Source organism: Streptomyces sp. NPDC057565, from assembly GCF_042801455.1.
Lineage (GTDB): Bacteria > Actinomycetota > Actinomycetes > Streptomycetales > Streptomycetaceae > Streptomyces > Streptomyces yanii.
Genome location: NZ_JBHVFU010000002.1, coordinates 276,167 through 297,297, shown reverse-complemented (window position 1 = coordinate 297,297; position 21,131 = coordinate 276,167). Strand labels below are relative to the sequence as shown.

General features: G+C 71.1%; 15 protein-coding genes. 5 read left to right on the top strand and 10 right to left on the bottom strand.

Annotated features, from left to right (window positions below; translation table 11 throughout):
- Positions 1 to 89: 89 nt before the first annotated feature.
- Entirely contained in the window at positions 90 to 746 is a 657-nt protein-coding gene (locus tag ACFU8W_RS05370; protein ID WP_384032991.1) for a response regulator, read from the bottom strand.
- An 11-nt stretch (positions 747 to 757) separates the two neighbouring features.
- A complete protein-coding gene (locus ACFU8W_RS05365; RefSeq protein WP_384032470.1) occupies positions 758 to 2,065 on the bottom strand; it encodes a sensor histidine kinase in 1,308 nt (435 codons plus the stop codon).
- A 165-nt stretch (positions 2,066 to 2,230) separates the two neighbouring features.
- On the opposite strand from ACFU8W_RS05365, the gene ACFU8W_RS05360 reads away from it, so the two are divergent.
- Positions 2,231 to 3,052, top strand: a complete 822-nt coding sequence (locus ACFU8W_RS05360) for a translation initiation factor IF-2 (protein WP_384032468.1) — start codon at positions 2,231 to 2,233, stop codon at positions 3,050 to 3,052.
- Positions 3,053 to 3,109: 57 nt separating this feature from the next.
- On the opposite strand, the gene ACFU8W_RS05355 is transcribed toward ACFU8W_RS05360, so the two are convergent.
- The 4 genes from ACFU8W_RS05355 to ACFU8W_RS05340 all read right to left on the bottom strand — a co-directional run bounded on the left by ACFU8W_RS05355 (position 3,110) and on the right by ACFU8W_RS05340 (position 13,268).
- A complete protein-coding gene (locus tag ACFU8W_RS05355; protein WP_384032466.1) occupies positions 3,110 to 5,113 on the bottom strand; it encodes an NAD-binding protein in 2,004 nt (667 codons plus the stop codon).
- A 39-nt stretch (positions 5,114 to 5,152) separates the two neighbouring features.
- Positions 5,153 to 10,159: a DNA repair ATPase gene (locus ACFU8W_RS05350; RefSeq protein ID WP_384032464.1), complete on the bottom strand. Its 5,007-nt coding sequence runs from the start codon at positions 10,157 to 10,159 to the stop codon at positions 5,153 to 5,155.
- A 238-nt stretch (positions 10,160 to 10,397) separates the two neighbouring features.
- Complete coding sequence (locus tag ACFU8W_RS05345; protein WP_384032462.1) at positions 10,398 to 12,512, bottom strand: flotillin family protein; 2,115 nt, start codon at positions 12,510 to 12,512, stop codon at positions 10,398 to 10,400.
- Positions 12,513 to 12,608: 96 nt separating this feature from the next.
- The gene (locus ACFU8W_RS05340; RefSeq protein WP_384032460.1) at positions 12,609 to 13,268 is read right to left on the bottom strand and encodes a hypothetical protein; all 660 of its coding nucleotides are present in this window, start codon (positions 13,266 to 13,268) and stop codon (positions 12,609 to 12,611) included.
- 301 nt (positions 13,269 to 13,569) lie between these two features.
- Between ACFU8W_RS05340 and ACFU8W_RS05335 the strand changes: the two genes are divergently transcribed.
- Complete coding sequence (locus ACFU8W_RS05335; RefSeq protein ID WP_384032988.1) at positions 13,570 to 14,640, top strand: PucR family transcriptional regulator; 1,071 nt, start codon at positions 13,570 to 13,572, stop codon at positions 14,638 to 14,640.
- Positions 14,641 to 14,925: 285 nt separating this feature from the next.
- Positions 14,926 to 16,482 carry an MFS transporter gene (locus ACFU8W_RS05330; RefSeq protein WP_384032458.1) on the top strand — a complete coding sequence of 519 codons (1,557 nt, stop codon included), beginning with the start codon at positions 14,926 to 14,928 and terminating at the stop codon, positions 16,480 to 16,482.
- Positions 16,483 to 16,564: 82 nt separating this feature from the next.
- Here the strand turns inward: ACFU8W_RS05330 and ACFU8W_RS05325 are convergent, their stop codons facing one another.
- Entirely contained in the window at positions 16,565 to 16,972 is a 408-nt protein-coding gene (locus tag ACFU8W_RS05325) for an SAV_915 family protein (RefSeq protein WP_384032457.1), read from the bottom strand.
- Positions 16,973 to 17,292: 320 nt separating this feature from the next.
- Positions 17,293 to 17,748 carry a TerB family tellurite resistance protein gene (locus tag ACFU8W_RS05320; protein ID WP_345517288.1) on the bottom strand — a complete coding sequence of 152 codons (456 nt, stop codon included), beginning with the start codon at positions 17,746 to 17,748 and terminating at the stop codon, positions 17,293 to 17,295.
- 160 nt (positions 17,749 to 17,908) lie between these two features.
- Here ACFU8W_RS05320 and ACFU8W_RS05315 point away from each other — a divergent pair, with 160 nt between their 5' ends.
- Both ACFU8W_RS05315 and ACFU8W_RS05310 read left to right on the top strand, forming a co-directional pair.
- Positions 17,909 to 18,367, top strand: a complete 459-nt coding sequence (locus ACFU8W_RS05315) for a BlaI/MecI/CopY family transcriptional regulator (protein ID WP_345517289.1) — start codon at positions 17,909 to 17,911, stop codon at positions 18,365 to 18,367.
- A 3-nt stretch (positions 18,368 to 18,370) separates the two neighbouring features.
- Positions 18,371 to 19,312 carry a M48 family metalloprotease gene (locus ACFU8W_RS05310; protein ID WP_384032454.1) on the top strand — a complete coding sequence of 314 codons (942 nt, stop codon included), beginning with the start codon at positions 18,371 to 18,373 and terminating at the stop codon, positions 19,310 to 19,312.
- 19 nt (positions 19,313 to 19,331) lie between these two features.
- Here the strand turns inward: ACFU8W_RS05310 and ACFU8W_RS05305 are convergent, their stop codons facing one another.
- Together ACFU8W_RS05305 and ACFU8W_RS05300 are read right to left on the bottom strand one after the other, a co-directional pair.
- The gene (locus tag ACFU8W_RS05305; protein WP_384032452.1) at positions 19,332 to 20,591 is read right to left on the bottom strand and encodes a cation:proton antiporter; all 1,260 of its coding nucleotides are present in this window, start codon (positions 20,589 to 20,591) and stop codon (positions 19,332 to 19,334) included.
- Positions 20,592 to 20,593: 2 nt separating this feature from the next.
- Entirely contained in the window at positions 20,594 to 21,064 is a 471-nt protein-coding gene (locus ACFU8W_RS05300; protein ID WP_345517292.1) for a TrkA C-terminal domain-containing protein, read from the bottom strand.
- Positions 21,065 to 21,131 lie beyond the last annotated feature (67 nt).

Below are 21,131 nucleotides of genomic sequence, written 5' to 3'. Positions count from 1 at the left end.
CCGGCTCGCCGAACCCCTCGACGGCGACGGCCGCCACGATCGCGTCCTTGCCCTTGCGCTTCGCCACGCAACGCGACGAACCTCGCGATTCACGCGTCAGGCATCAGACCGGCGTCCCGGGCGGCCAGTGCCGCCTGGACGCGATTTCCGACTTCCAGTGTCGTCAGGATGCGACTGACATGGGCTTTCACCGTACTCTCGCTCATCCGCAGCCCCCCGGCGATCTCCGAGTTGGTTGCCCCCTCCGCGAGCAATGCCAGGACATCGCGCTCGCGTGGTGTCAGCCGGCCCACCCGTCCGCGCACAGCTGAGGCCCCCGGCCGGGCGTCGCGATGGTAGCGGTCGATCAGCCGACGTGCGGCGGACGGATGCAGCATCGCCGAACCGGCGGCCACGACATGTACGGCCCGCAGGATCTCCGCAGGGTCCGAGTCCTTGAGCAGAAACCCGTCGGCGCCCGCTGCCAAGGCCTCGTACACATACTCGTCCAGGTCGAAGGTGGTCAGAGTGATGATGCGAGGGGCATGTGGCAGTGTCCGCAGTCGCGCGATTGCCGCGATGCCGTCCAGCCTCGGCATCCTCACATCCATCAGGGCGACGTCCACCCGATGGGCAGCAGCCTCCTCCACGGCCTGGAGGCCGTCCGACGCCTGGGCGACGACCTCGATGCCGGCGTCGGTCGCCAGTAGGTCGGTCAGGGCCAATCGGACCAACGCGTCGTCGTCCACCACCATCGTGCTGATGATCCGAGCCTCGCTCATGTCTGCCCGATCCGATTCACGGACCGCTTCCCGATCCTCTTCACCGCACCCTTGCGCGTGGCCGTGGCCGTGGCCGCGCCTTTGCCGAAGGTTCTGCCCGCTCGTCCGCCGACAGGCCCGGCCGTGCGGGTCGCGCTGTCTTCCTCGAAGGCTCTTCGGGTCGGCTCACCGTCCGGGGCGCTCATGGGTAGACGGGCCGCGAGCCGCCATCCCCCATCCGGCTCCGGGCCGTGGGCGAGAGAGCCGTGCAGCCCGGCCACCCGTTCGGCGAGCCCGATCAGGCCGAAGCCCCGGCCGACGCCTCCATCGGCCCGTGAAGCGGCCACTGCGGGCGGCGAGTTGACCAACTCCACCTCGGTGGCCGGCGCGCCGTAGTGCACCCGCAGTCGCACCGCCGTGCCCGGTGCGTGTTTACGAGCGTTGGTGAGACCTTCCTGAACGAGCCGGTGCACCGCGAGGAGGTGGGTCGCGGGTGCGGCACCGGGTTCTCCCGTCAGTTCGGCCGCGACATCCTGACCGATGGTCCTTACCTCGTCGAGCAGTTCGGACAGGTTCCGTAACGCAGGAGCAGGCACCTTTCTCTGCGCGGGATCCCTCCCGTCCTCCCGCGCCGCATCGTCCTCCGCACGCAAGGCGCCCAGCACGTCCCGCAGATCGGCCAACGCCTGGGACGAGGTGGTGCGCAGCAGTGCGATCCGCTCGCCGATCTGCGGCGGCAGCGATTCCGCACGCAGTGCGAGTACCCCGGTGTGCAGCGCCAACAGGCTCAGCCGATGGGCCAGCACATCGTGCATCTCGGCCGCGATCCGGGCCCGCTCCGCCAACCTGGCCTGCTCGGCACGGAGTTCGACCTGTTCGCTCAGCGAATCGACGAGCCGTCGACGGCTGTGCCACCACAAACCGGCCGTCAACGCCAAAGCGAACAGCAGCCCGGCGCCGTACGCCGGCGTCATGCCTCCGCTGAGCGGCGGCGCGCACACCCAGGGCAGCGCACCGGTGATCACACCCGCCGCCACCGCCACCCGCACCCGGCCCTGTGCCGCCAGGTGGAAAACCATCACCGTCATGGGTTCGTACGCGCCCTGCGCACCCAGTGCCGCCCCGGCGAGAAGGACCACAGCGAGCGGACTGCGCCAGCGAAGTGGCAGCGCCAGCGCGGCGGCGACAGCCAAAATGGGTCCTGCGGAAAGCAGTTGCATCTCGAATCGGGCTTTGGCCAGCCCCTGCGCGACGAGTAGCAGCACCCCGCCGCCCAGTAACCACTCCGTCCACACCGGTCCCCGGTGGGGGTATTTGTGTTCCACCGACCGATTGTAGGCAGTTGTGGGGGTCGGGGCCCATCGGTCTTGGGTCGCTGCCACCCCCTACTTTCGTCGGGGTCGCGTACGCCTCGGTGACGCCGTCCGTACCGGTTCACCCGAACACAACGGCCGATTCCCGAAGAGCGCCCGCTACCTAGCGTCAGTGGTATGACCTCATGGCCCCGTTTCGCCGACACCAGGCTCTTCGTCACCGAGGCCGCCCGTGGCTTCCGTATCACCGGCGCGGTCGCACCCAGCAGCCGCCGACTCGCCGCCGCCCTCGCCGCACCGGTCACCGAGCGGGCCGGACAACCCCTGGATGTACTGGAGGTGGGCGCAGGAACCGGCCCCGTCACCCGCTGTCTGCTGCCGCTGCTCGCCCCGGGAAGCACTCTGGACGTGGTCGAGGCGAACCCGCGCTTCGCCGCCGCCCTGCGGAACGTCGTCCGTGAATACCGACCGGGGCGGGACGAACACGCGGCGCGTGCGCAGATGCCGGACTGCCGCACGATGCATACGAAGGTGCGGGACGACCAACCCGGCGAGGCGTTCGCGCCGGCGCGGAGCGAGGGCGGTGTCCGGGTCAGGATCCACGAAAAGCGAATCGAGTACCTGAACACAGGGCAGTCCTACGACGTCATCGTCTCCGGCCTTCCCTTCACCAATTTCGTCCCGGACACGGTGACTTCATTGATGGACAGGTACATCGAACTGCTGCGTCCCGGTGGGGCGTTGACGTACTTCGCGTACGTGGGTACCGCCCCGGCCCGCAGACTCGTCGCCTCTGCGGGCGAAGCGGCCCGTCACCGGGCCGTCGAGACCGTGCTGGCCGGGTACCGGCAGCGCGGCAGGGCGGTCGGACGCACCGTCTGGGCCAATATCCCCCCGGCCCGCGTCTGGAGGGTTCACCCGGCGCCTTCTCCTGGTGGCGAAGCAGGTCAGGCGCACTCCTCTCTCCGCCGGTCACGCCTCGGACAACGCACCTGGTGAACGTGCGGGGCTCACCAGGCCTCGCCCGCTTTTCGATCGAAGGCAGCCCGACAGCCTTCAACGTGGCGTCACTGCCGGTCGCCTGCGGAGCAGTTCCGCGAGCCCGCGCCGGGTCGCCGCGATCACCACGCGGTCCTCGGCGCGCAGCACGTACCCCGGGTGCAGGTTCCAGATCAGGCCCGACGGGCGGTCCGGGGAGGCGGGTGCGACGGTCGTCAGGTCGGGGTGGCGGTCCTCGCGCGGGGTCGCGTCCAGGGCCAGCACTCTCCATGCCCCCGCCCGGAACGCCTGCTCGACCGTCCGGCCCTCCAGCTGCGGGTGGCCCGCCACCTCGATCGCGGCGAACAGCATCACCTTCCGCTCGACCGGGATCGCGCCCAGGATCTGCCGTCCCATCATCGCGACGGCGAAGGACGGGGCGGCCAGATGGGAGACGGAACGGGAGCGGGTCAGGGCCTGCGGGTGGGCGGTGCGCAGGGTGCGGTAGACGGCGGTGGCGAACTCGTCGTCGAAGAGGCGCAGCGCCACCCGCAGATCGGGCTTGACCGAGCGCGCGTAGAGCGCCGCCTCCAGGTTGGTGGTGTCGATGCTGGTCAGGGCGAGAAGGGCGCGGGACCGCTGGATCTTCGCGGCTTCCAGGACGCCCTCCTGGGTGACATCCCCGAGGACGACGGGTACGTGCAGCCGCCGGGCCACCGGGATACCGCGCGCGTCCGGGTCGTCCTCCACGCACACCACGGGGATGTCGAGTTCGCGGAGCCGGACCAGTACCCTCGTACCGATCTTGCCGAGCCCCAGCAGCACCACATGGCCGGAGAGTCCTCGCGGAGGGCGGCGCAGGGACGACGCCGTACGCAGGGAGCCGAACGCTTCGAGGACGCCCGCCACCAGCAGCGGCAGCAGCATCAGGCCGGCGATTCCGGACAGCAGCTGGATGATCTGTCGCGCGGTGGGGTCGCCGATCGCCGGGTCACCCATCGCGAAGAGGTCGAGCAGGGTCAGGTACGCGGCGTGCAGGGGGTGGTCGCCTGTGGTGAGGGTGGAGGCGACGGCGAGGGCCAGGACCGCCGAGCCGACCCCCAGCGCCGACCAGCGCAGACGGCGCGAGAAGATCTGGCTCAGCGGGGCGCCGCGGCCCCCCATGCGCAGCTTCGGACCATCCGGTGCGGCCTCGCGGATGGCTTCCAGGACCACCGTGCCGCGCCCGGTCGCCGCAGCCACCTGTTCGTGATCGGGAAGGAGTTGGGGTCCCTCGGCGCCGCTGCTGTCGGATCCTTCGGCGCCCGCCGGGTCGTGGGTGGTGGAGGAGAGCAGGGCGAGCGTGCAGAGTCCGGGGTCGGCGACCTCGCCCTGCCGGGGCGGGGTGCGTTCGACGGCCCGCAGGAGCAGGCCCTCCGCCTGGACGACCTTGCTGGAACCGGTGAGCGCGGTCGCGGCGAGTGCCGGGGCGGCGGTGTCCGCGTCGGAGAGGACGGTGGTGGACGCGTCCAGGGCCGTCGGGTCGAGTCCGGGGACGGCGACCGCGGCGGCCTGGTCGAGAAGGGTCTCCAGGTACAGCCCGAGCTTGCGGTTGTAGAGCCGGATGACCAGCCGGACGCGGGGGTTGAGGCGACGGGCGGTCAGCGCGGCGCGGATGTTGCGCTCGTCGTCGTCGTAGACGAGTGCCAGTGCGGTGGCGGTGTCCACGCCCGCTTCCTCGAAGGCCTCGTCGGACGGCTCCGCAGCCTCCAGGATGCGGACTGCCTCGACGCCGGCGTCGGTGTCGTTGTCCGAGCTTCCGGAGCTGCCGGCCGCCCCGTTGCCGCCGTTGCCCAGGTTGCGGTTCATCGCCGCCGACATCCGTCCGAACAGCGTTGCCGCGCGGCCGCGTTGGGTCAGTGGCAGCTCAGGTCTGCGCGGATCGCGCCCCGGCGGGAGAAGGAGTGTGACCCGCTCCCCGTAGACGTACCGCAGCTCCACCGCCAGCCGCCGGGCCAGTGCGTCGTCGCCGCAAATGACCATGTGGCCGCTGAGGGGGGAGCGTTGGGGCTGCTGGGGAAGTGTGGACACGAATCCCAGCATGCCTTGCACACCTCCCGTTGTTCGACTCATTCCGGCCCGTCAGTGATCTTCGTGTGCCGTCGGGGTGCGTGGAGCCGCGTGCCGGGCGGACTGCTCCGGGCCCGCGAGCAGGTGACGTGGGTCCGATGCGCGGACGATCGCGGCCTCGACCGCCGCGATCCGGTCGGAGAGCAGGCCCAGTGCCGCGACCGCCCGCGAGGCGGTGTCCGCGCTGCTCGGATGGGGTCGAGGGTTCGGGGAAGGGGTGCCGTCCGGGGCGCCGAGTGCCTGGGTGCGTACGTACGAGGCGGTGATCGCCGCCCATCGGTCCGCCTGTTCGGCGGTGAGGGTGCCGCGCAGAGCCGCCAGTTTCAGCAGGTTGGACTCGGCGCCCGTGGTGAGCGTCTGGGCCTCGCCCGCGTAGTGGTCGTCGATGACGGCGGCCAGTTCGGCGTCGTTCATCACGGGGACGATCCGCTCGGCGATCTTGTTCATGTTGCGGTACGAGCCCTGCAGCCGGAAGGGCGGCTCGGTGCGCGTCGCGTCGGTCTGCGCGGCCGAGGCGATGTACGCGGCGTTCACGGCGAGAACGGTCTCGCGGGCGGTCACGAGGTGGCGCAGGACCGCGGTGATCCTGTCCAGCTCGGCGGGGGTGTACGGGTGGTCGGGACGGTCCGCGTGGGCGAGGGGGCCTTCCTCGCTCGGACGGAGTCGAGAGCTTGTGGAAGGGGCCGTGCCGGAGGCCAGGCGGACGAGCAGCGCGAGGTCCTCGCGGGAGCGGCCGGCGAGGGGAGCCAGCACCGGGTTGGCGGTCAACGCGTTCTCGATGAAGCTCAGCGCGAAGATGTCGTCGCGGCCGCTCAGCACCTCGCCCAGGTTCCACACGTCGGCGCGGTTCGCGAGCATGTCCGGGATCCGGAACTGTTCGCCGGACTCGGTGTACGGGTTGCCCGCCATGCACACCGCGAACCGCTTGCCCCGCAGGTCGTAGCTGCGCGGCTCGCCGTCCCGGACGCCCTCGATACGGCGGGTGGCGTCACAGAGGGGGATGAACTTCTGGAGCAGTTCGGGTGACGTGTGCTGGATGTCGTCCAGGTAGAGGAGTGTGTTGTTGCCCGCCTCCAGTGCGAAGTTGATCTTTTCGATCTCCCGGCGGGCGGTCGCGCTGCGTGCCTGCGCGGGGTCGAGGGAGGTCACGTCGCGGCCGAGCGACGGGCCGCTGATCTTGACGAGGACCAGGCCGAGCCGGTCGGCGACGTACTCCATGAGTGTCGTCTTGCCGTAGCCGGGCGGCGAGACGAGCAGAAGGAGGCCCTGCGAGTCGGTGCGCCGGTCGGCGTCGGCCGTGCCGAGCTGCTTGGCGAGGCTGTCGCCGATCAGCGGCAGGTACACCTCGTCGAGGAGTTGATTGCGGACGAACGCGGACATCACGCGCGGCCTGTGGTCGTCGAGCCGCAGCCGGGCGCGTTCGGCGGTGACGAGGGCGGTGCGGGTTCGCTGGTAGGCACGGAAGCCCGGGACCGTATTCGCACGGAACTGCTGTGTGCGGGCGAGAAGTTCATCGAGGCGGACGGTCAGGCGGCCACGGTCGATGCGCGGATGGGTGCCCAGCAGGCCGTCCACGGTCGCCGAGAGCGGTGCCTCGCAGTCGTAGCGGGTGAGCTCCGGTTCCGGACAGAGTTCGACGGCGACCGCCTCGGCGAGATCACCGCTCGGGAGGTCCGTTCCGCTCGCGGAGGCGTACGAGGTCAGCCAGCCCTCGACGAGCTGGCGGCGCGCGGAGAGGTCGTCGCGGAGGGCGTCCAGATCCTCGTCGTAAGCCGAAGTGCCGGTGGTGCGGCGGAACTTGTCCAGGAAGGTGCGGGCGGTCGCGCTCGTGACGAACCCGGCGGGGCCCGAGGTCAGCTCCTCGAAGAGGTACGCGGCGACGGCATGCGCGTCATCGGTCCCGATCCTGGTTGCCCATTCCTCCTGGAGCGCGTTGATCGCGGGCGCCGGGCCGAACGTCGCCCGGGCCCGGGCGAGGGAGGCGGCCCGGCGCGTCCAGGAGGCGCGGAGGACGTCGTCCGTGTCGTACGTCCAGAAGAGCTGCGCCGTCGCCCGTACGGAGGGCGGGACACGCAGCAGGCCGGCATCGGCCCGCAGTCGCAGCAGCGTGGTCAGGATGGCGGCGGCGTCCTCGTCGTGGACGCTCCGCTGATATCCCTCGTCGTACGCGGCCGCAGCCGACTCCCGTACGAGCAGGGTGAGGTCGGCCGGTTCGCGGGCGGCCAGTGCATCCGCGCCGTGCTCGTCCAGGAGGCGGGCTGCGAGGTGTTCGGCGCGGTAGACGGACGGGGACTCCGAGGGCAGCAGCTGATCCCAGTACGGGCGGGTCGCCTCGAACGCCGGGTCGGTGACCGGAGCCCGGTAGTCGGTTCCGGTGACGGCGAACGCGAGCCGGTCCCCGGAGGGCACGAGCGTCAGGTCGAACGGACGGGTGTTCACGGCGAACCGGTGCCGGCCGAGCCGGATCGTCGCCCCGCCGTCCGCGTACAGCTCGCTGCGGTCGCGCAGGGCCCGCCCCGCCTCCTGGCGGGCCGCCTTCAGCCGTCCGTCGAGCTCCTCGGCCCGCACCGGGTCGCCCAGCCCGCGCAGTTCGTCAGCCGTGCGCCGGACCTTGGCGACCATCGGGTCGGAGGCGAAGTACGTGTGGACGGCGTCCAGGTCCGGGAGGGAGGACAGCCGCCGGGAGACGGTCTCCAGGACCCGGGCCGCCGAGTCCGCCAGCCGTTCGGCGCGGCGGGCGCGGTCGTCCTGCAACGTCTGCTTCCGGGCCGAGAACGCCTCGTACACCTCGGTCCGCCGCTCGGCCAGCTCGGCGAGGAATCCGTCGGACTCGGCGAACCGGGACTCCAGGTTCTCCAGCTGAAGCAGGAGCCGGGCCAGTTGTTCGTCGCACGCGTCGGGGGAGTCCGTGACGGCCAGCGCACCCGTGACCGCCTGCCCGAGCAGGGCGAACTCGGCGGCGAACTCCGCCCGCCCCTCGTGATCGAGGAGCTCACGGCGGCGCGCGTCGAGCGTGGCCCGGGCCCGGTTCACACCGCCGAGGACCTCGGCGATCCGTTCCAGGATCGATGTGCGGACGGTCGCGTCCCCGATGTCGAGCCCGGTGACGACATCGGTGACCGTCGCGAGCCCGTCGGTCATCTCGGTCAGCCGGTCGCCGAGCGCGGTCGCGTCCGCGACGGTGGCGAGCGCCGACGCGTCGACGGTGAGCTGCTCGATGTCGTGGTGGTAGCCCGTGAACGCGTCGTCCCGGCTCAGGAACGCGACCGCGCGCTGGGCTGCGGAGGTGAGATCGGCGGCGGTGGCCGCCGTCAGCTCGGCGATCCGGTCGGTGTCCGCGTACCGCATCTCGCCGAGCGTCGCCAAGCGGCCGTGCGCGCGGCGCAGCTCGGTGAGCTGGGAGACCCAGGCGGCGGCCGAGCGCGGGGCCTCGCCGCGGATGCGGCGGACGAGCGCGGTGAGGTGGTCCGCCGCGCCGGTGAGTGCCTCGGCGGCCTGCCGGGTCAGCTCCTGCACCGTCTCGAACTCGGCGAGGACCTGCTGCGCGGTGTCGTGGAGGGCGGTCAACGGACCGCTGAGTGAGCCGAGTTCGGGGTCGGTGAGCCAGTGGTAGCGGTCGGTGGTGCGGATGCAGTCGGCGACCAGCCGGGCGTACACGGCCGTCGTCGGCGTGGTCCGCGTCGCGCTGTTCGCCAGCGCGAGACAGTCGGAGATGCCGCGTACCAGATCGGCGTTGCCGACCCGGGCGAGCGGCCCCGTCCCGGCCGGGCGTGAGGCGGCATGGGTGTCGGAGACGTACGGGGTCTGCCAGCGCTGCACCGCGTGCACACGGGCCGGCTCGGTCGACGCGGTGTCCTTGAGGAGGACGAGGGTGCCGTCGTCGAGCAGCGCGTGGCCGCGGCAGAGCAGCGGGGCGGCGACCTCCTGGCGGATCAGGTTGTAGGGGAGGAGCAGGCCGCGGCCGCCGTTCCGGGAGCGGAAGAGGTAGAGGACGTCCTCGCCGTTGGGGGAGTGGACGGCCCCCTCGAAGACCGGGTCGGCGAGCGGCTCGGCGAGATCGAAGGTCTTGACGGCGCCGGTGGTGAGGTACGTGCCGCCGGGGAAGATGATCCCCTGGTCCTCCGGCAGCCGGTGGCAGGCGGGCCCGACGGCGTCGAGGCGCTGCACGGTGGAGAGCAGCGTGTTGAAGACCAGGTGACGCCAGGCATCCTCGTTGTACGGGCGGATCCGCAGCAGGATCAGGGGGCCGACCTCGGCGTACTCGACGTCGGCGTCGGCGAGGGACTGGAGGGGTTCGGTGACCGGCTCCTCGTAGATCCCGTGCGGTGTGTCGGTGTCGTCGGCCGTCTTGACGGTCAGGGTGCCGCCGAGGGTGTCGACGAAGAGCGCGCCGCTGCCGCCGATCGCGATGTGCGGGTGGCGGCCGGGGATGTGCGACTCACGGCCCGCCACGGTCCAGGTGAAGTCGTGCGAGGGCGGGAAGACGTGGTCGCGGTCGCCGCGCGCGTCGAGGAACGCGCCGGGGGACCCGTCCGGGGCGAGTGTCCAGCGCAGTACGCGGATGTCGTCGGCGGTCTCGCCGGTACGGAACACGGCGAGGAGCCGCCCGTCGACGCGGCGGAGACGGAGCAGGCGGGCGTCGCGGTAGTAGCGGTGCAGGGTGGTGAATTCGCGTACGAAGGCTTCGTCGGCGAGGAGAGTGTCCCGGCTCGGTGACAGATCGGGTCCGTGGAGGGTGAGTACGTCCCCGACCTCTCCGTCGCCGCGTGCGCCCGGTCCTCGCTCGAAGCCGAACAGCAACTGCCCGCCCACGGCGACGAGATCGCGGGGCACGGAGGCGCGCTCCGTACGGATCCGCTCGGTGGCCAGGAGTCGGAGGCGCGTCGAACCGAACTCCTCGGTGCGACGGGTGTTGAGTGCTTCGGCGCGGTGGGTGAGCTCGGTGGCCTGTGCGGTGAGGCGGCGCCGCAGTACGTCGTAGGTGCCGGCGTCCACGGTGGAGGTGGGGTCGGTGTCCATGCGTACGGCTCCCTGCGAGATGTGGGTCGGGTGGCGCGGCCGCCGGCCGCGCTTTGTCCTCGAACGCCGGACGGGCTCGAAGTGGTCGCCCTTTCGGGCCCGTCCGGCGTTCGAGGGCGGAACCGGACCGGTTGGGCCCGAGGCGCGGGTGGGTTTTGGGAAATGGCCGTCCCATCAAGCCCGTCCGCCCTCCGAGGACGAAGCGGCCACCCCGGCGCCCGGGCTCGACGTGCCGCGCCTACGCCACCGGCGTCCCATTGCGCGACACGGGTACATCTGGGGTATCCGCCAGTGCCCCGACCGGCAGGTCCGCCAGACCGAGCTTTCGCGCCGAGTCCAGGAGCTGGCGGACCTGTCCGGCATCCGCACCCACTCCCGGAGCCGCCAGCATCCGCATCAGCAGCGCCGACACCGTCAGGTTCTGCACATCGCCCGTCGAGACCGACCCGAGCACCCGCGTCAGGTCGTCCGTGAACGACGACGACCCGTTCAGCCACGGGCCTGCGAGTGCCTTCGCGGTGTCCGAGTTCTCCACGAACCCGTCCACGCTCCTGCCGAGCGAGATCGACGAGACGAGCCGGTCGAAGAAGACCGAATCCCCGCCGACGATGTCGATGTCCGCGTTCTCCAGACCGGTGGCCAGGACCGTCGCCTGCGCCTCGGCGACCTGCCGCTGCACATCGAGTCCGGCCAGCCGGATCTCCTTCTCGGCGGCGAGCCGCAGCCGGTACTCCTCGTGTCCGCGCGACGCGTCGTCCAGCGCCGCCATCGCGGCCGCCTTCTCCGTGAGCCCGGCCGCCTCCGCCTTCAGCTTCTCGCCGATCATCGCCGCGTCCGCCGTGGCCTGCGCCTGCGTGCCCTCGGCTGTGGCGAGAGCCTTCAGCCGCGCACCGTCGGCCTCGGCCTTGAGCCGGGCGGACGTGGCCCCGGCCTCGGCGAGACCGGTCTTCTCGATGACATCGGCGGCCGCCTCCCGTACCTGCACCTCGGCAAGTCCGGGCGCCGCGGACTCCGCCTGGACGCCTTCGGCGAGCCGCAGCTTGGCCCGGGCGTCGAGGTCCGCGCTCTTCAGCCGGGCCTCGGCGAGCGTCAACTGCTCCGCCGCCCGGTGCGTGGCCGCCGCCTCGGCCGCCTCCGCCGCCTTGATGTCCTTGACCAGCTTCTCCTGGGCCTCCGCCTCGGCCGCGATGATCACCGACTTGCGGGTGCGCTCCGACTCCTCGACCGCCCGCAGCGTCTTGATGGACTCCTCCTGCTCGGCGACCGTACGGTCCACCGCGATCCGCTCCCGGATCACATCGGCGACCTCGCGGCGCTCGGCCTCGACCTCCTTCGTCGCGGCGATCCGGTTCAGCTCGGTCTGCCGTTCGCGCCCGATGACCTCGATCAGCCGGTCCTTCTCGATGCGCTCGTTCTCCACGGCGATGACCCGCTCGCGGTTCTTCTGCGCAACGGCGATCTCCCGCGCCTGGTTTTCGCGCTGGATGCCGAGCTGCTCCTCGGTGCGGATGAACGCGGCCTGCGCGCCGAGCCGTTCCTCCTCCTGGACCCGGGCGGTCGCCGCCTCCTCGCGGGCCCGTAGCGTCTCGACCTCGCGCCGCTGCTTGATCTCGGCCTCGGCCTGCCGGCGCTCCAGCTCCAGGATGGTCTCGCGGGCGTCGACGTTCTGCCGGGTGATCTCCTTCTGCTCGGTGCGCTGGTACTCGTTGGTGCGCACGTGCTCGATCGCCGTCAGCTCGGTGATCTTACGAATGCCCTGCGCGTCGAGGATGTTGGCGCCGTCGAGCTGCGCCATCGGCGTCTGCTCCAGGTGGTCGATCGCCGCGTCGTCGAGGTGGTAGCCGTTCAGGTCGGTGCCGATGACCCGGATGATGCGGTCCCGGAACTCCTCGCGCTTGGTGTAGAGATCGACGAAGTCCAGCTGCTTGCCGACCGTCTTGAGTGCCTCGGCGAACTTCGCGGCGAAGAACTCCTGGATGGCGGCCTTGTCGCTGGCCCGCTCGGTGCCGATGGACTGGGCGACCTTGATGACGTCCTCGACGGTCTTGTTCACCCGTACGAAGAAGTTGATGTGGATGTCGGCGCGGATGTTGTCCTGGCAGATCAGGCCTTCGCGCCCGGTGCGGCGCAGCTCGATCGTCTTCACCGAGATGTCCATGTACTCGGCCTTGTGCAGGACCGGCAGGACGACGGCTCCGGTGAAGGTCACGTCGACCTTCTTGGTCTTGGAGATGATCAGGGCCTTGCCCTGTTCGACCTTGCGGAAGAGCCGGCCGATGACGAGGAGCAGGGCGATCGCGATGAGCAGGACCACGGCGACGAGCACACCGAAGCCCAGGGAGATGGCATCCATGACAGTCCTTGACGGCTGGTGAGGAAGGTGAGAAGTGCGGGGCGCCCGCCGGAGCGAGCGGTCGTGTGCCGTGTGCCCCGCAGGCGGGGCGGCGGCTCAGCGGGTACGGCGTCGGGTGCGCGGCAGCGGCCGTGCGGGCTTCGGCGGGCCCGGGTCGAGCGTCACGTCGTACGGCGAGACCCAGAAGAACTCACCCTCGTCGTCGTACGCGTACAGGAGCCCCGCACTGCCTGCGGTGAACGCCGCCTCATCGGTCTGCCGCAACAGCCTGACCTGCACGATCGCGGTCGAGCCGTCCGCTGCCGCGACCTCGGCCTGGCCGAAGTCGGAGCTGACGGAGCCGGTACGGACGATGCAGACCCGGCCGAGGAAGTCCTTTCGGGACGGCGGGAGTTCGGGCGGGAAATGGCGCCGGTAGCGGTGGACGAGGAATCGGACCACGGCCCAGGAGATCAGCAGCGCCCCGGCGAGCACGGCGCAGGCGAGTGCGGCCCGGGCGGTGCCGGTGACCGCGCTGCGGTGCAGCAGGACGGAGCCGGTCAGGCTGGTGAACCAGGCGACGACGACCATCACGGACACCGAGACGGCGACCGGCACGCCGCCGATCCCGGCCAGGTCGGTGTCGAGGTCGGTGTCGAAGGAGTGATGGTCGGCCGCCCCCACCAGGACCAGCAGCCAGAAGCAGATGACGACGATCAGAGCGGCGCCGAAGAGGACGGCAGGGAAGGAGGATGCGGCTCTCAGGAATTCCTGCATCGGTCCACTCCCCCCTGCCTGTCGGTGGGGGTGCGGCGGATGGGCCGTCCGGCGGTGACTCCGGTGGCCGCGGCGCCGCCGATATGCGGCGTCGCGGCTGCCGGGTCGTCCCCCGTCCCCGTATCCCCCCGTGTTCCCCCGTGTTCCCCCGGTTGGTGCTGGGCCTGATCATGACAGCCGACGTCGTCGTCTCGCACTGCCGGAATCCGGCAATCTTTGTACGTTTTTGATGCCGGGCACCGACACCTGCTCATATGCGTTGAGTAGGTGTCAGTGACGCATCAAAACTGGAGGCATGGGCGTGCCGGAGCCGGAGATTCCCGACGAGTATCTGGGGGATTACGCCCACATCCTGGAGGAGGTCGCGGAGACCGGCCGCCGACTGACCCGTGACGAGCTGGACGCCCGCCGCGCCCTGGGCCGCCAGGCGGCCGAGGCGGGATTCCAGCTGCGCGCCCTGGTCGGTCTCCATCTGGCGGCGACCCGCACCGCCTGGCCGCGCGCCACAGCCGTGCACCCCGCGTCCACCGACTGCGTGCTGGCCGCGGTCGAGCAGGCCGTCGATGCGATCGCCGAGGGGTTCGAGCGCGCCCAGCGGCTCACCGTGCGACGGGAAGAGGCGGCGCGCCGCGAGTTCATCGACGATCTGCTGTACGGGCGCAGCGATTTGGGCCGGCTCGCCGAGCGGGCCACCCGCTTCGGGCTGCGGCTGTCGCGCGCCCACGCGGTCGCGGTGGCGACGGGCCCGGCGGCGTACACCGAGACGGATGCGGTGCCCCGCATGGTGGAGGCGGCGCTGCTCGCCCGCTTCGACGGCCGGAAGATCCTTCTCACGACCAAGGACGGGCGCCTGGTCTGCATTGCCCCGAGCGCCCAGCCGGACGTCCTGCGCTATTTCGCCAAGCAGGCGCATGCGGCGACGGAGGGCGGCACGGTCGCGGTCGGCCGCCCGCACCGGGGCCCGGGCGGCGTCGTCCAGTCGTACGACGAGGCGCTCGACGCGCTCGACCTGGCGGACCGGATGGACCTGGAGGATCCGGTGCTGTACGCCGCCGACCTGCTGGTCTATCCGGTGCTGACCCGGGACCGGCAGGCGATGGCCGATCTGGTGCGCAGTGAGCTCGGCCCGCTCCAGGAGGCGCGAGGGGGTGCGGAGCCCTTGCTGAAGACGCTCGCCGCCTACTTCGACGCGGGCTGTGTCGCCGCAGAGACGGCCCGCCGGCTGGCGTTGAGCGTGCGGGCGCTCACCTACCGGCTGGAGCGCATCCATCAGCTGACCGGCTCCGACCCGTCCGATCCGATGCACCGCTACACGCTGCAGACCGCGGTGATCGGTGCCCGGCTCCTGGACTGGCCCGCCAAGGAACTCTGACGGCCCAGTCGGGACCAGGCGGCTCCTCAGGGTTGTTCCTGCCATTCCTGGCGGGCGCACGCCGACCGCTGCCGCACCTCGCCGCGTTGTCGGAGCGCCCGGATACGCCCAGTTGAGGACGCCTTTCCGCCCTGCGATGCACCGCATCCGGCGCCGCGCCCTGACCCAGCAGGGACGACGGGACAGACCCTGGCCCCGGCAACCCTCCCACATGCGGGGATGCGGATCTGCCTTTAGCGTGGGTGCGGGGGATTTCGGGGGTGCGCACCGAGGGAGACCCGGACCATGGCTCGTCACTCACGTCATGCGCGGGAGCCTGTCGAGGGGGAGCCCTCCGTGAGTGGCACGAGAGAGACCGTCACCTCCCCGCCGTCCCGCCCCGCACTCGACCGTGAGCGCGGCCCGTCGCGCCACTGGTGGGTGCTGGCGGTGATCGGTCTGGCCCAGCTGATGGTGGTGCTGGACGCCACCATCGTGAACATCGCCCTGCCCTCCGCCCAGCAGGACCTCGGCTTCTCCGACGGCAACCGCCAATGGATCGTGACCGCGTATGCCCTGGCCTTCGGCTCACTGCTGCTGCTCGGCGGCCGGATGGCCGACCTGGTGGGCCGCAAGATCGCCTTCCTGACCGGTCTGGTCGGCTTCGCGGTCGCGTCGGCGATCGGCGGCGCCGCCCCGAGTTTCGAGGTCCTGGTCTTCGCCCGGGCACTCCAGGGCATGTTCGGCGCGCTCCTCGCCCCGGCCGCGCTCTCCCTCCTCACCACGACGTTCACCGCCCCGCAGGAGCGTGCCAAGGCGTTCGGGATCTACGGCGCGATCGCGGGGACGGGCGGCGCGGTGGGGCTGCTGCTCGGCGGGGTCCTCACCCAGTACCTGAACTGGCGCTGGTGCCTGTACGTGAATCTGCTGTTCGCCCTGGCCGCCTTCCTCGGCGGCATCCGGCTGCTCACCGCCGGTGCCCCTGCCGACCGCCGCAAGCTCGACGTCCCGGGCACCGTCCTGGTCTCGGCGGGACTCTTCTGCATCGTGTACGGCTTCTCCAACGCCGAGTCGCACCCGTGGGGTTCACCGGAGACCTGGGGCTTCCTGCTGGCGGGCGGTGTGCTCCTGGCGGCGTTCGCCTGGTGGCTGACGCGGGCCGCACATCCACTGCTGCCGCTGCGGGTGGTGCTGAACAGGAACCGCGGGGCGTCGTACCTGGCGATGTTCATCGCCGGCGGCGGCATGTTCGGCGTCTTCCTGTTCCTCACGTACTACCTGCAGAGGACTCTGCACTACTCGCCGGTGACCACCGGTCTCGCTTACATCCCGATGGTCTGCTTGATGATCGTGACGTCGATGACGACGACCAATGTGCTGGTGCCGCGCTTCGGCGCGAAACCGATCGTGCCGCTCGGCATGGGCATCGCCGCGGCCGCCCTGGTGTGGATGACCAGCCTGGACCTGACGAGCAGATACCTCACCCATGTGCTGCCCGCCCTGCTCGTCCTCGGCCTGGGCCTCGGCGCGATCTTCGCCACCGTGATGAACCTGGCCACGTACGGGGTGGCCGCCCGCGATGCGGGTGTGGCCTCGGCGATGGTCAGCACCAGCCAGCAGGTGGGCGGTTCGATCGGCACGGCGCTGCTGAACACCCTCGCCACCAGCGCCGCCATGAACTATCTGTCCGACCGCATGGTGACCCCCGCCAATGTCGCCCGGGCCCAACTGCAGAGCTACTCCACCGCGTACTGGTGGTCGGCGGGCTTCTTCCTCGTCGGGCTGGTGGTGACGGCGGTCCTGTACCCCAGGGGCGCACCCCGGCCCCAGGTGGTGGAGGAGTCGGCGCCGGTCCGCGCCTGACGACCGGGCCTGCTCCCCCGGACCTCGCCCTTCATCCCGACGTCCCGCCGCCGCATGTCGTCCGGTGACACTCCGCCGACGGTCACCACACCTCTCCCTCCCGTGCTCGTCGGCACGGGCGCGCGAGCACGGCAGTTGGACCGGTCTGTGGATACGCGTCGTGTCGGCACAGCTCATGGGAACCGGGCAGGGACGGCTGGGCGGTCAGCTGTGGATCGATGGTCAGGGTGGTGATGCCGAGAGGCGCCCCGAGGGCGCGCAGGGCCGGTTCGGAGAGCCTGATCCAGGACTGACCGGCGCCGAGAGTGGCGGTGAGCTGTCGCACGGAGGTGAAGCCGACGGCGGTGCGGCCGCCGAGGGGCGTACGGAAGAACCGTGCCGTACATCGGGCGGCAACGCCGGTGGGACCCGGCCGGACGGGGACGAAGAGCAGTCCGGCCGGGACGGGTTCAAGAGGTTCGGGGTCGTCCGTTTCGGCGCAGTCGGACATGGTTGTTCCTCCTCGATGTGCCTGCGTGCTGTGGCACTGACGACGTTATGCCCGCAGTTGAGGGGAACGGATACGCCCCTGACGTCGGCTTGACGCAGGACCCCGCCTCCGTGACGCGATGCATACGCGGCAAGGAGGCGGGGTCCTGGGGGTGGGTGGCCGGGGATTCGCTCGGGGGAGTCGCGAGTCCCCGGCCTGGCCGGGCGCGGTCCGATGGTCAGTCGGACCGCGGTGTGTTCCCGGCGGTTCGGGGGCCGTCCGGCCGGCCCGGAGAGGGCGTCCGAAGCTGGTGGGGAGGGGCACCGGTGCCCCTCACTGCACTAGAGGTCGAACTCGTGCGGCGGAAGGTCGAGCGCGAAGCACGCCTCCCGGACGACGGCCTGCTCCGACTTGTCGAAGTCGCCGTCGGCGCCGCCGATCACGATGCCGATCTGGATGACGGCACGCGCCTCGGCCGGCTTCTTCTTCGCCTTGCCGATCTCCTGGAGCACGCTGACCTTGCCGAAAGCGAAGTCGGCGGTGAGCTTGTTCACGTACTCGTTGAAGCGCCGCTGCAGGTCGTCCGCCGGGAAGTTCTGCAGCACCTCGTTGGAAGCGATGAGCGAGGCGACGCGCTGGCGCTCGGACGGGTCGACGGAACCGTCGGCGGCGGCGACCAGGGCGCACATGGCCATGCTCGCGTCGCGGAACGCACCGCTCTTCAGGTCGTTCTTCTTCGCCTCGAGCTGCGACTGCATCGTCGTCGCGGATTCCTTGATCCGATCCCACAGTGCCATGACGTCTCCATACGTTGCGTTGCGTTGCCGGAACGAGATCCAACTCTACAGGCGTGTAGAAGTTAGCAGGATGATCGCCCGCTGTGTCCGGGAACCGGCCTTCAGTACGATGCTGCGACGCCGTGGCCGACGCGGCATCGCACGAAGGGCAGTCACCACGATGGACACGGCCGGGGCCAGCCACCACCCGCACAACGAACTGCCCGACGACAACGTGCCCCCGACGGGCCCCGCCTCCGACGGCCGGCGCCCCCGCAAGCGCGGACAGGGCGAGCTGGAGGCCCAGATCCTGGCCGTTCTGCGCTCGGCGAACGGCCCCGCGACGGCGGGCTGGGTGCAGGAACACCTCGACGGCGACCTCGCGTACACCACTGTCATCACGATCCTGTCCCGTCTGTACGCGAAGAAGTGCGTGACCCGTGCCCGCCAGGGCCGCTCCTACACCTGGACGTCCGCCTCCGACGAGGCCGGTCTCGCCGCGCTGCGGATGCGTCGGGTCCTGGACGGCGAACGGGACCGCGAGGCCGTACTCGCCCGGTTCGTCTCGGCGCTGTCCCCGGGCGACGAGGAACGCCTGCGCGCACTGCTGGCGCAGACGACGGAGAAGGACGAGGACTGACCGATGGGCGTCTTTGTCTACCTGCCCCTCGTACTGCCCCTGACCGCGCTGCCGATCGCGCGCCTCGCCGAACAGCGTCTGCATCCACGCAGCGCCACCCGCCTGCTCGCGGCCGTCGGCACGACGCTCGCCCTGTGCAGCACGGTGTGCCTGGCGCTGCTGATGGTGGTGGGCACGGCCCAACTGCCGGGCAATCCGCTGCCGGACGGCTGGTCGGACCCGGAGGTGCGGGCGGCGGTGCCGTACGAGGAACGGGCGGGCGTCGTCGCCATCGGGGTGCTGGTCGCGGTCTTCGTGGCATGCGGGGCGACCGTCCACCGCCATGTACGCCAACGCATCCGGGCGACCCGGGCCCTGCAGTCCCTCCCGTCGCAGCCGTCGCCGGTCGCCGTGCTTCCGGACCCGGAGCCCTACGCGTACGCACTGCCCGGCGCCCCCGGCCGGGTGGTCGTGTCGACGGCGATGATGGAGTGCCTGACCGCGCGTGAGCGCCGGGCGCTCGTCGCCCACGAGCAGGCCCATCTGACCGCCCGCCACCACCGCTACCTCCTGGCCACCCAACTTGCCGCGCGGGCCAACCCGTTCCTGCTGCCGCTGCGTACGGCGGTGGCGTACAGCACGGAACGGTGGGCGGACGAGGAGGCGGCGCAGTCGATCGGCGACCGGCGGGCGGTGGCGGGCGCGGTCGGCAAGGCCGCGCTCTTCGCGCACCGTTCGCCGACCGCCGCGCCCGCGTTCGCCGCGTTCGCGGCGGTGGGCCCGATCCCGCGCCGGGTCGCAGCGCTCCTGGAGCCGGTCCCGCCGACCCGGCTGTGGCCCCCTTCGTCCGCGCATGTCGCCTTCGCGGGACTGGTGGCCACCGTCGGAACCACGGTGTCCGCGCTGTCGTCGCTGAACGCGACGGTGACGCTGGTGCGGATCCTGCACGAGGCGACCCCGCTCTGAGAGCGGTTCGGAGGAGCTCTCAGTCGGCGGCCGAGGCGTGCTCGACGACAGGCATCTCCTCGCGGGCGACAGGCACACTGCCCCCGGAGGCGCCGCCCCCGCTCCCGCCGTCCCCGCTCCCGCCGTCCCGCCACGTCTGGATCCTGGCCACGACGGGCTGCGTCCAACGGGCGGTGAGCGGACCGATGATGACGAGAATCAGGACGTACGCGGTGGCGATGGGCCCGATACGGGGCTCGGTCGCCACGGCCAGACCGGCGATGACGATGGAGAACTCGCCGCGTGCGACCAGCGTCCCACCCGCCCGCCACCGTCCACGTGAGCCGATCCCGGCGCGCCGGGCGGCGTACCACCCGGTGCCGATCTTGGTGAAGACGGTGACGACGGCCAGCAGCAGCGCGGGCAGCAGCACGGGCGGAATGTCGGACGGATCGGTGGAGAGACCGAAGAAGACGAAGAAGACGGCGGCGAACAGATCGCGCAACGGCGTCAGCAGCTTACGGGCCCCCTCCGCGACCTCCCCCGAGAGGGCGATCCCGACGAGGAACGCGCCCACCGCCGCGGACACCTGCAACTGCTGTGCCACACCGGCCACCAGGACGGTCAGCCCGAGCACGACGAGGAGCAGCATCTCCGGATTGTCGGAGGACACGGCCCGGCTGATGAGCCGGCCGTGCCGCAGCGCCACGTACAGAACCAGGCCGACGGTACCGAGGGCGACCAGCAGGGCGATGCTGCCCCCGGCCAGACCGGCACCGGCGACCATCGCGGTGAGCAGCGGCAGATAGACGGCCATCGACAGGTCCTCGATGACGAGAACCCCGAGAACGACAGGGGTCTCCCGGTTCCCGAGCCGCCCCAGATCGGTGAGCACTTTCGCGATGACCCCCGACGAGGAGATCCAGGTGACCCCGGCCAGCGCGACGGCCCCCACGGGCCCCCATCCGAGCAGCAGCGCGGCCACCGCTCCGGGCGTCGCATTGAGTACGAAGTCGACGGCCCCCGACGGGTATTGCGTCTTCAGGCTGGTCACCAGCTCGGACGCGCTGTATTCCAGCCCCAGCAGGAGCAGCAGCAGAATGACGCCGATCTCGGCGCCGACGGCGGTGAACTCCTCACTGGCGCCGAGGGGCAGCAGCCCCCCGTCCCCGAACGCCAGCCCGGCCAGCAGGTAGAGCGGAATCGGCGAAAGCCCTATTCGCCCGGCGAACCGTCCGATGATCCCGAGCCCCAATATGACGGAGCCGAGCTCCACCAGCAGTGCGGTCGTGTCGTGCACTGTCAGCCCTCCGCAATGATCTCGGAGAGCGCGTCGACGCCCTCACGCGTACCGACGACGACCAGCGTGTCCCCGATGGCCAGCCGGAAGTCCGGCCCGGGCGACGGATGCGCGCTGTGCGTCCGCAGCACGGCCACGATCGACGCCCCGGTCCGCGTCCGGGCCCGGGTGTCCCCGAGCAGCCGGCCCCCGTACGGGGAGCGCGACCCGAGCGGTATGTGCTCGGTGACGAGATCGATGCCCTCGGTCCGTACGGCGTCGATGGGCGCGGAGTCGATGAGGTGGGCAAGTCCGGTCGCCTCCTGTGGAGTCAGGGCCACGGAGAGCTGACATGAATCGGGATCGTCGCGCTCGTAGAACCCGATGAACCGGCGCCCGTCGTGGTGGACGACGACGGAGATGTGCTGTCCCGACTCGGTGATGTAGTCGTACTGCACACCGACTCCGGGCAGCGTGGTCCGGTGGGTTCCCATGGCTTCCTCCCGAGGCGTGCGGCGGCATGGCGACGCACTTGGTAATCTCTTTAACCTTCCATTACCT

What these genes read in the sequence shown, in the direction of transcription:
- ACFU8W_RS05360 (WP_384032468.1), top strand. Translation starts at nt 2,231, where the DNA reads ATGACCTCATGGCCCCGTTTCGCCGACACCAGGCTCTTCGTCACCGAG.
- ACFU8W_RS05355 (WP_384032466.1), bottom strand. Translation starts at nt 5,113, where the DNA reads ATGCTGGGATTCGTGTCCACACTTCCCCAGCAGCCCCAACGCTCCCCC.
- ACFU8W_RS05350 (WP_384032464.1), bottom strand. Translation starts at nt 10,159, where the DNA reads ATGGACACCGACCCCACCTCCACCGTGGACGCCGGCACCTACGACGTA.
- ACFU8W_RS05345 (WP_384032462.1), bottom strand. Translation starts at nt 12,512, where the DNA reads ATGGATGCCATCTCCCTGGGCTTCGGTGTGCTCGTCGCCGTGGTCCTG.
- ACFU8W_RS05340 (WP_384032460.1), bottom strand. Translation starts at nt 13,268, where the DNA reads ATGCAGGAATTCCTGAGAGCCGCATCCTCCTTCCCTGCCGTCCTCTTC.
- ACFU8W_RS05330 (WP_384032458.1), top strand. Translation starts at nt 14,926, where the DNA reads ATGGCTCGTCACTCACGTCATGCGCGGGAGCCTGTCGAGGGGGAGCCC.
- ACFU8W_RS05325 (WP_384032457.1), bottom strand. Translation starts at nt 16,972, where the DNA reads ATGTCCGACTGCGCCGAAACGGACGACCCCGAACCTCTTGAACCCGTC.
- ACFU8W_RS05320 (WP_345517288.1), bottom strand. Translation starts at nt 17,748, where the DNA reads ATGGCACTGTGGGATCGGATCAAGGAATCCGCGACGACGATGCAGTCG.
- ACFU8W_RS05315 (WP_345517289.1), top strand. Translation starts at nt 17,909, where the DNA reads ATGGACACGGCCGGGGCCAGCCACCACCCGCACAACGAACTGCCCGAC.
- ACFU8W_RS05310 (WP_384032454.1), top strand. Translation starts at nt 18,371, where the DNA reads ATGGGCGTCTTTGTCTACCTGCCCCTCGTACTGCCCCTGACCGCGCTG.
- ACFU8W_RS05300 (WP_345517292.1), bottom strand. Translation starts at nt 21,064, where the DNA reads ATGGGAACCCACCGGACCACGCTGCCCGGAGTCGGTGTGCAGTACGAC.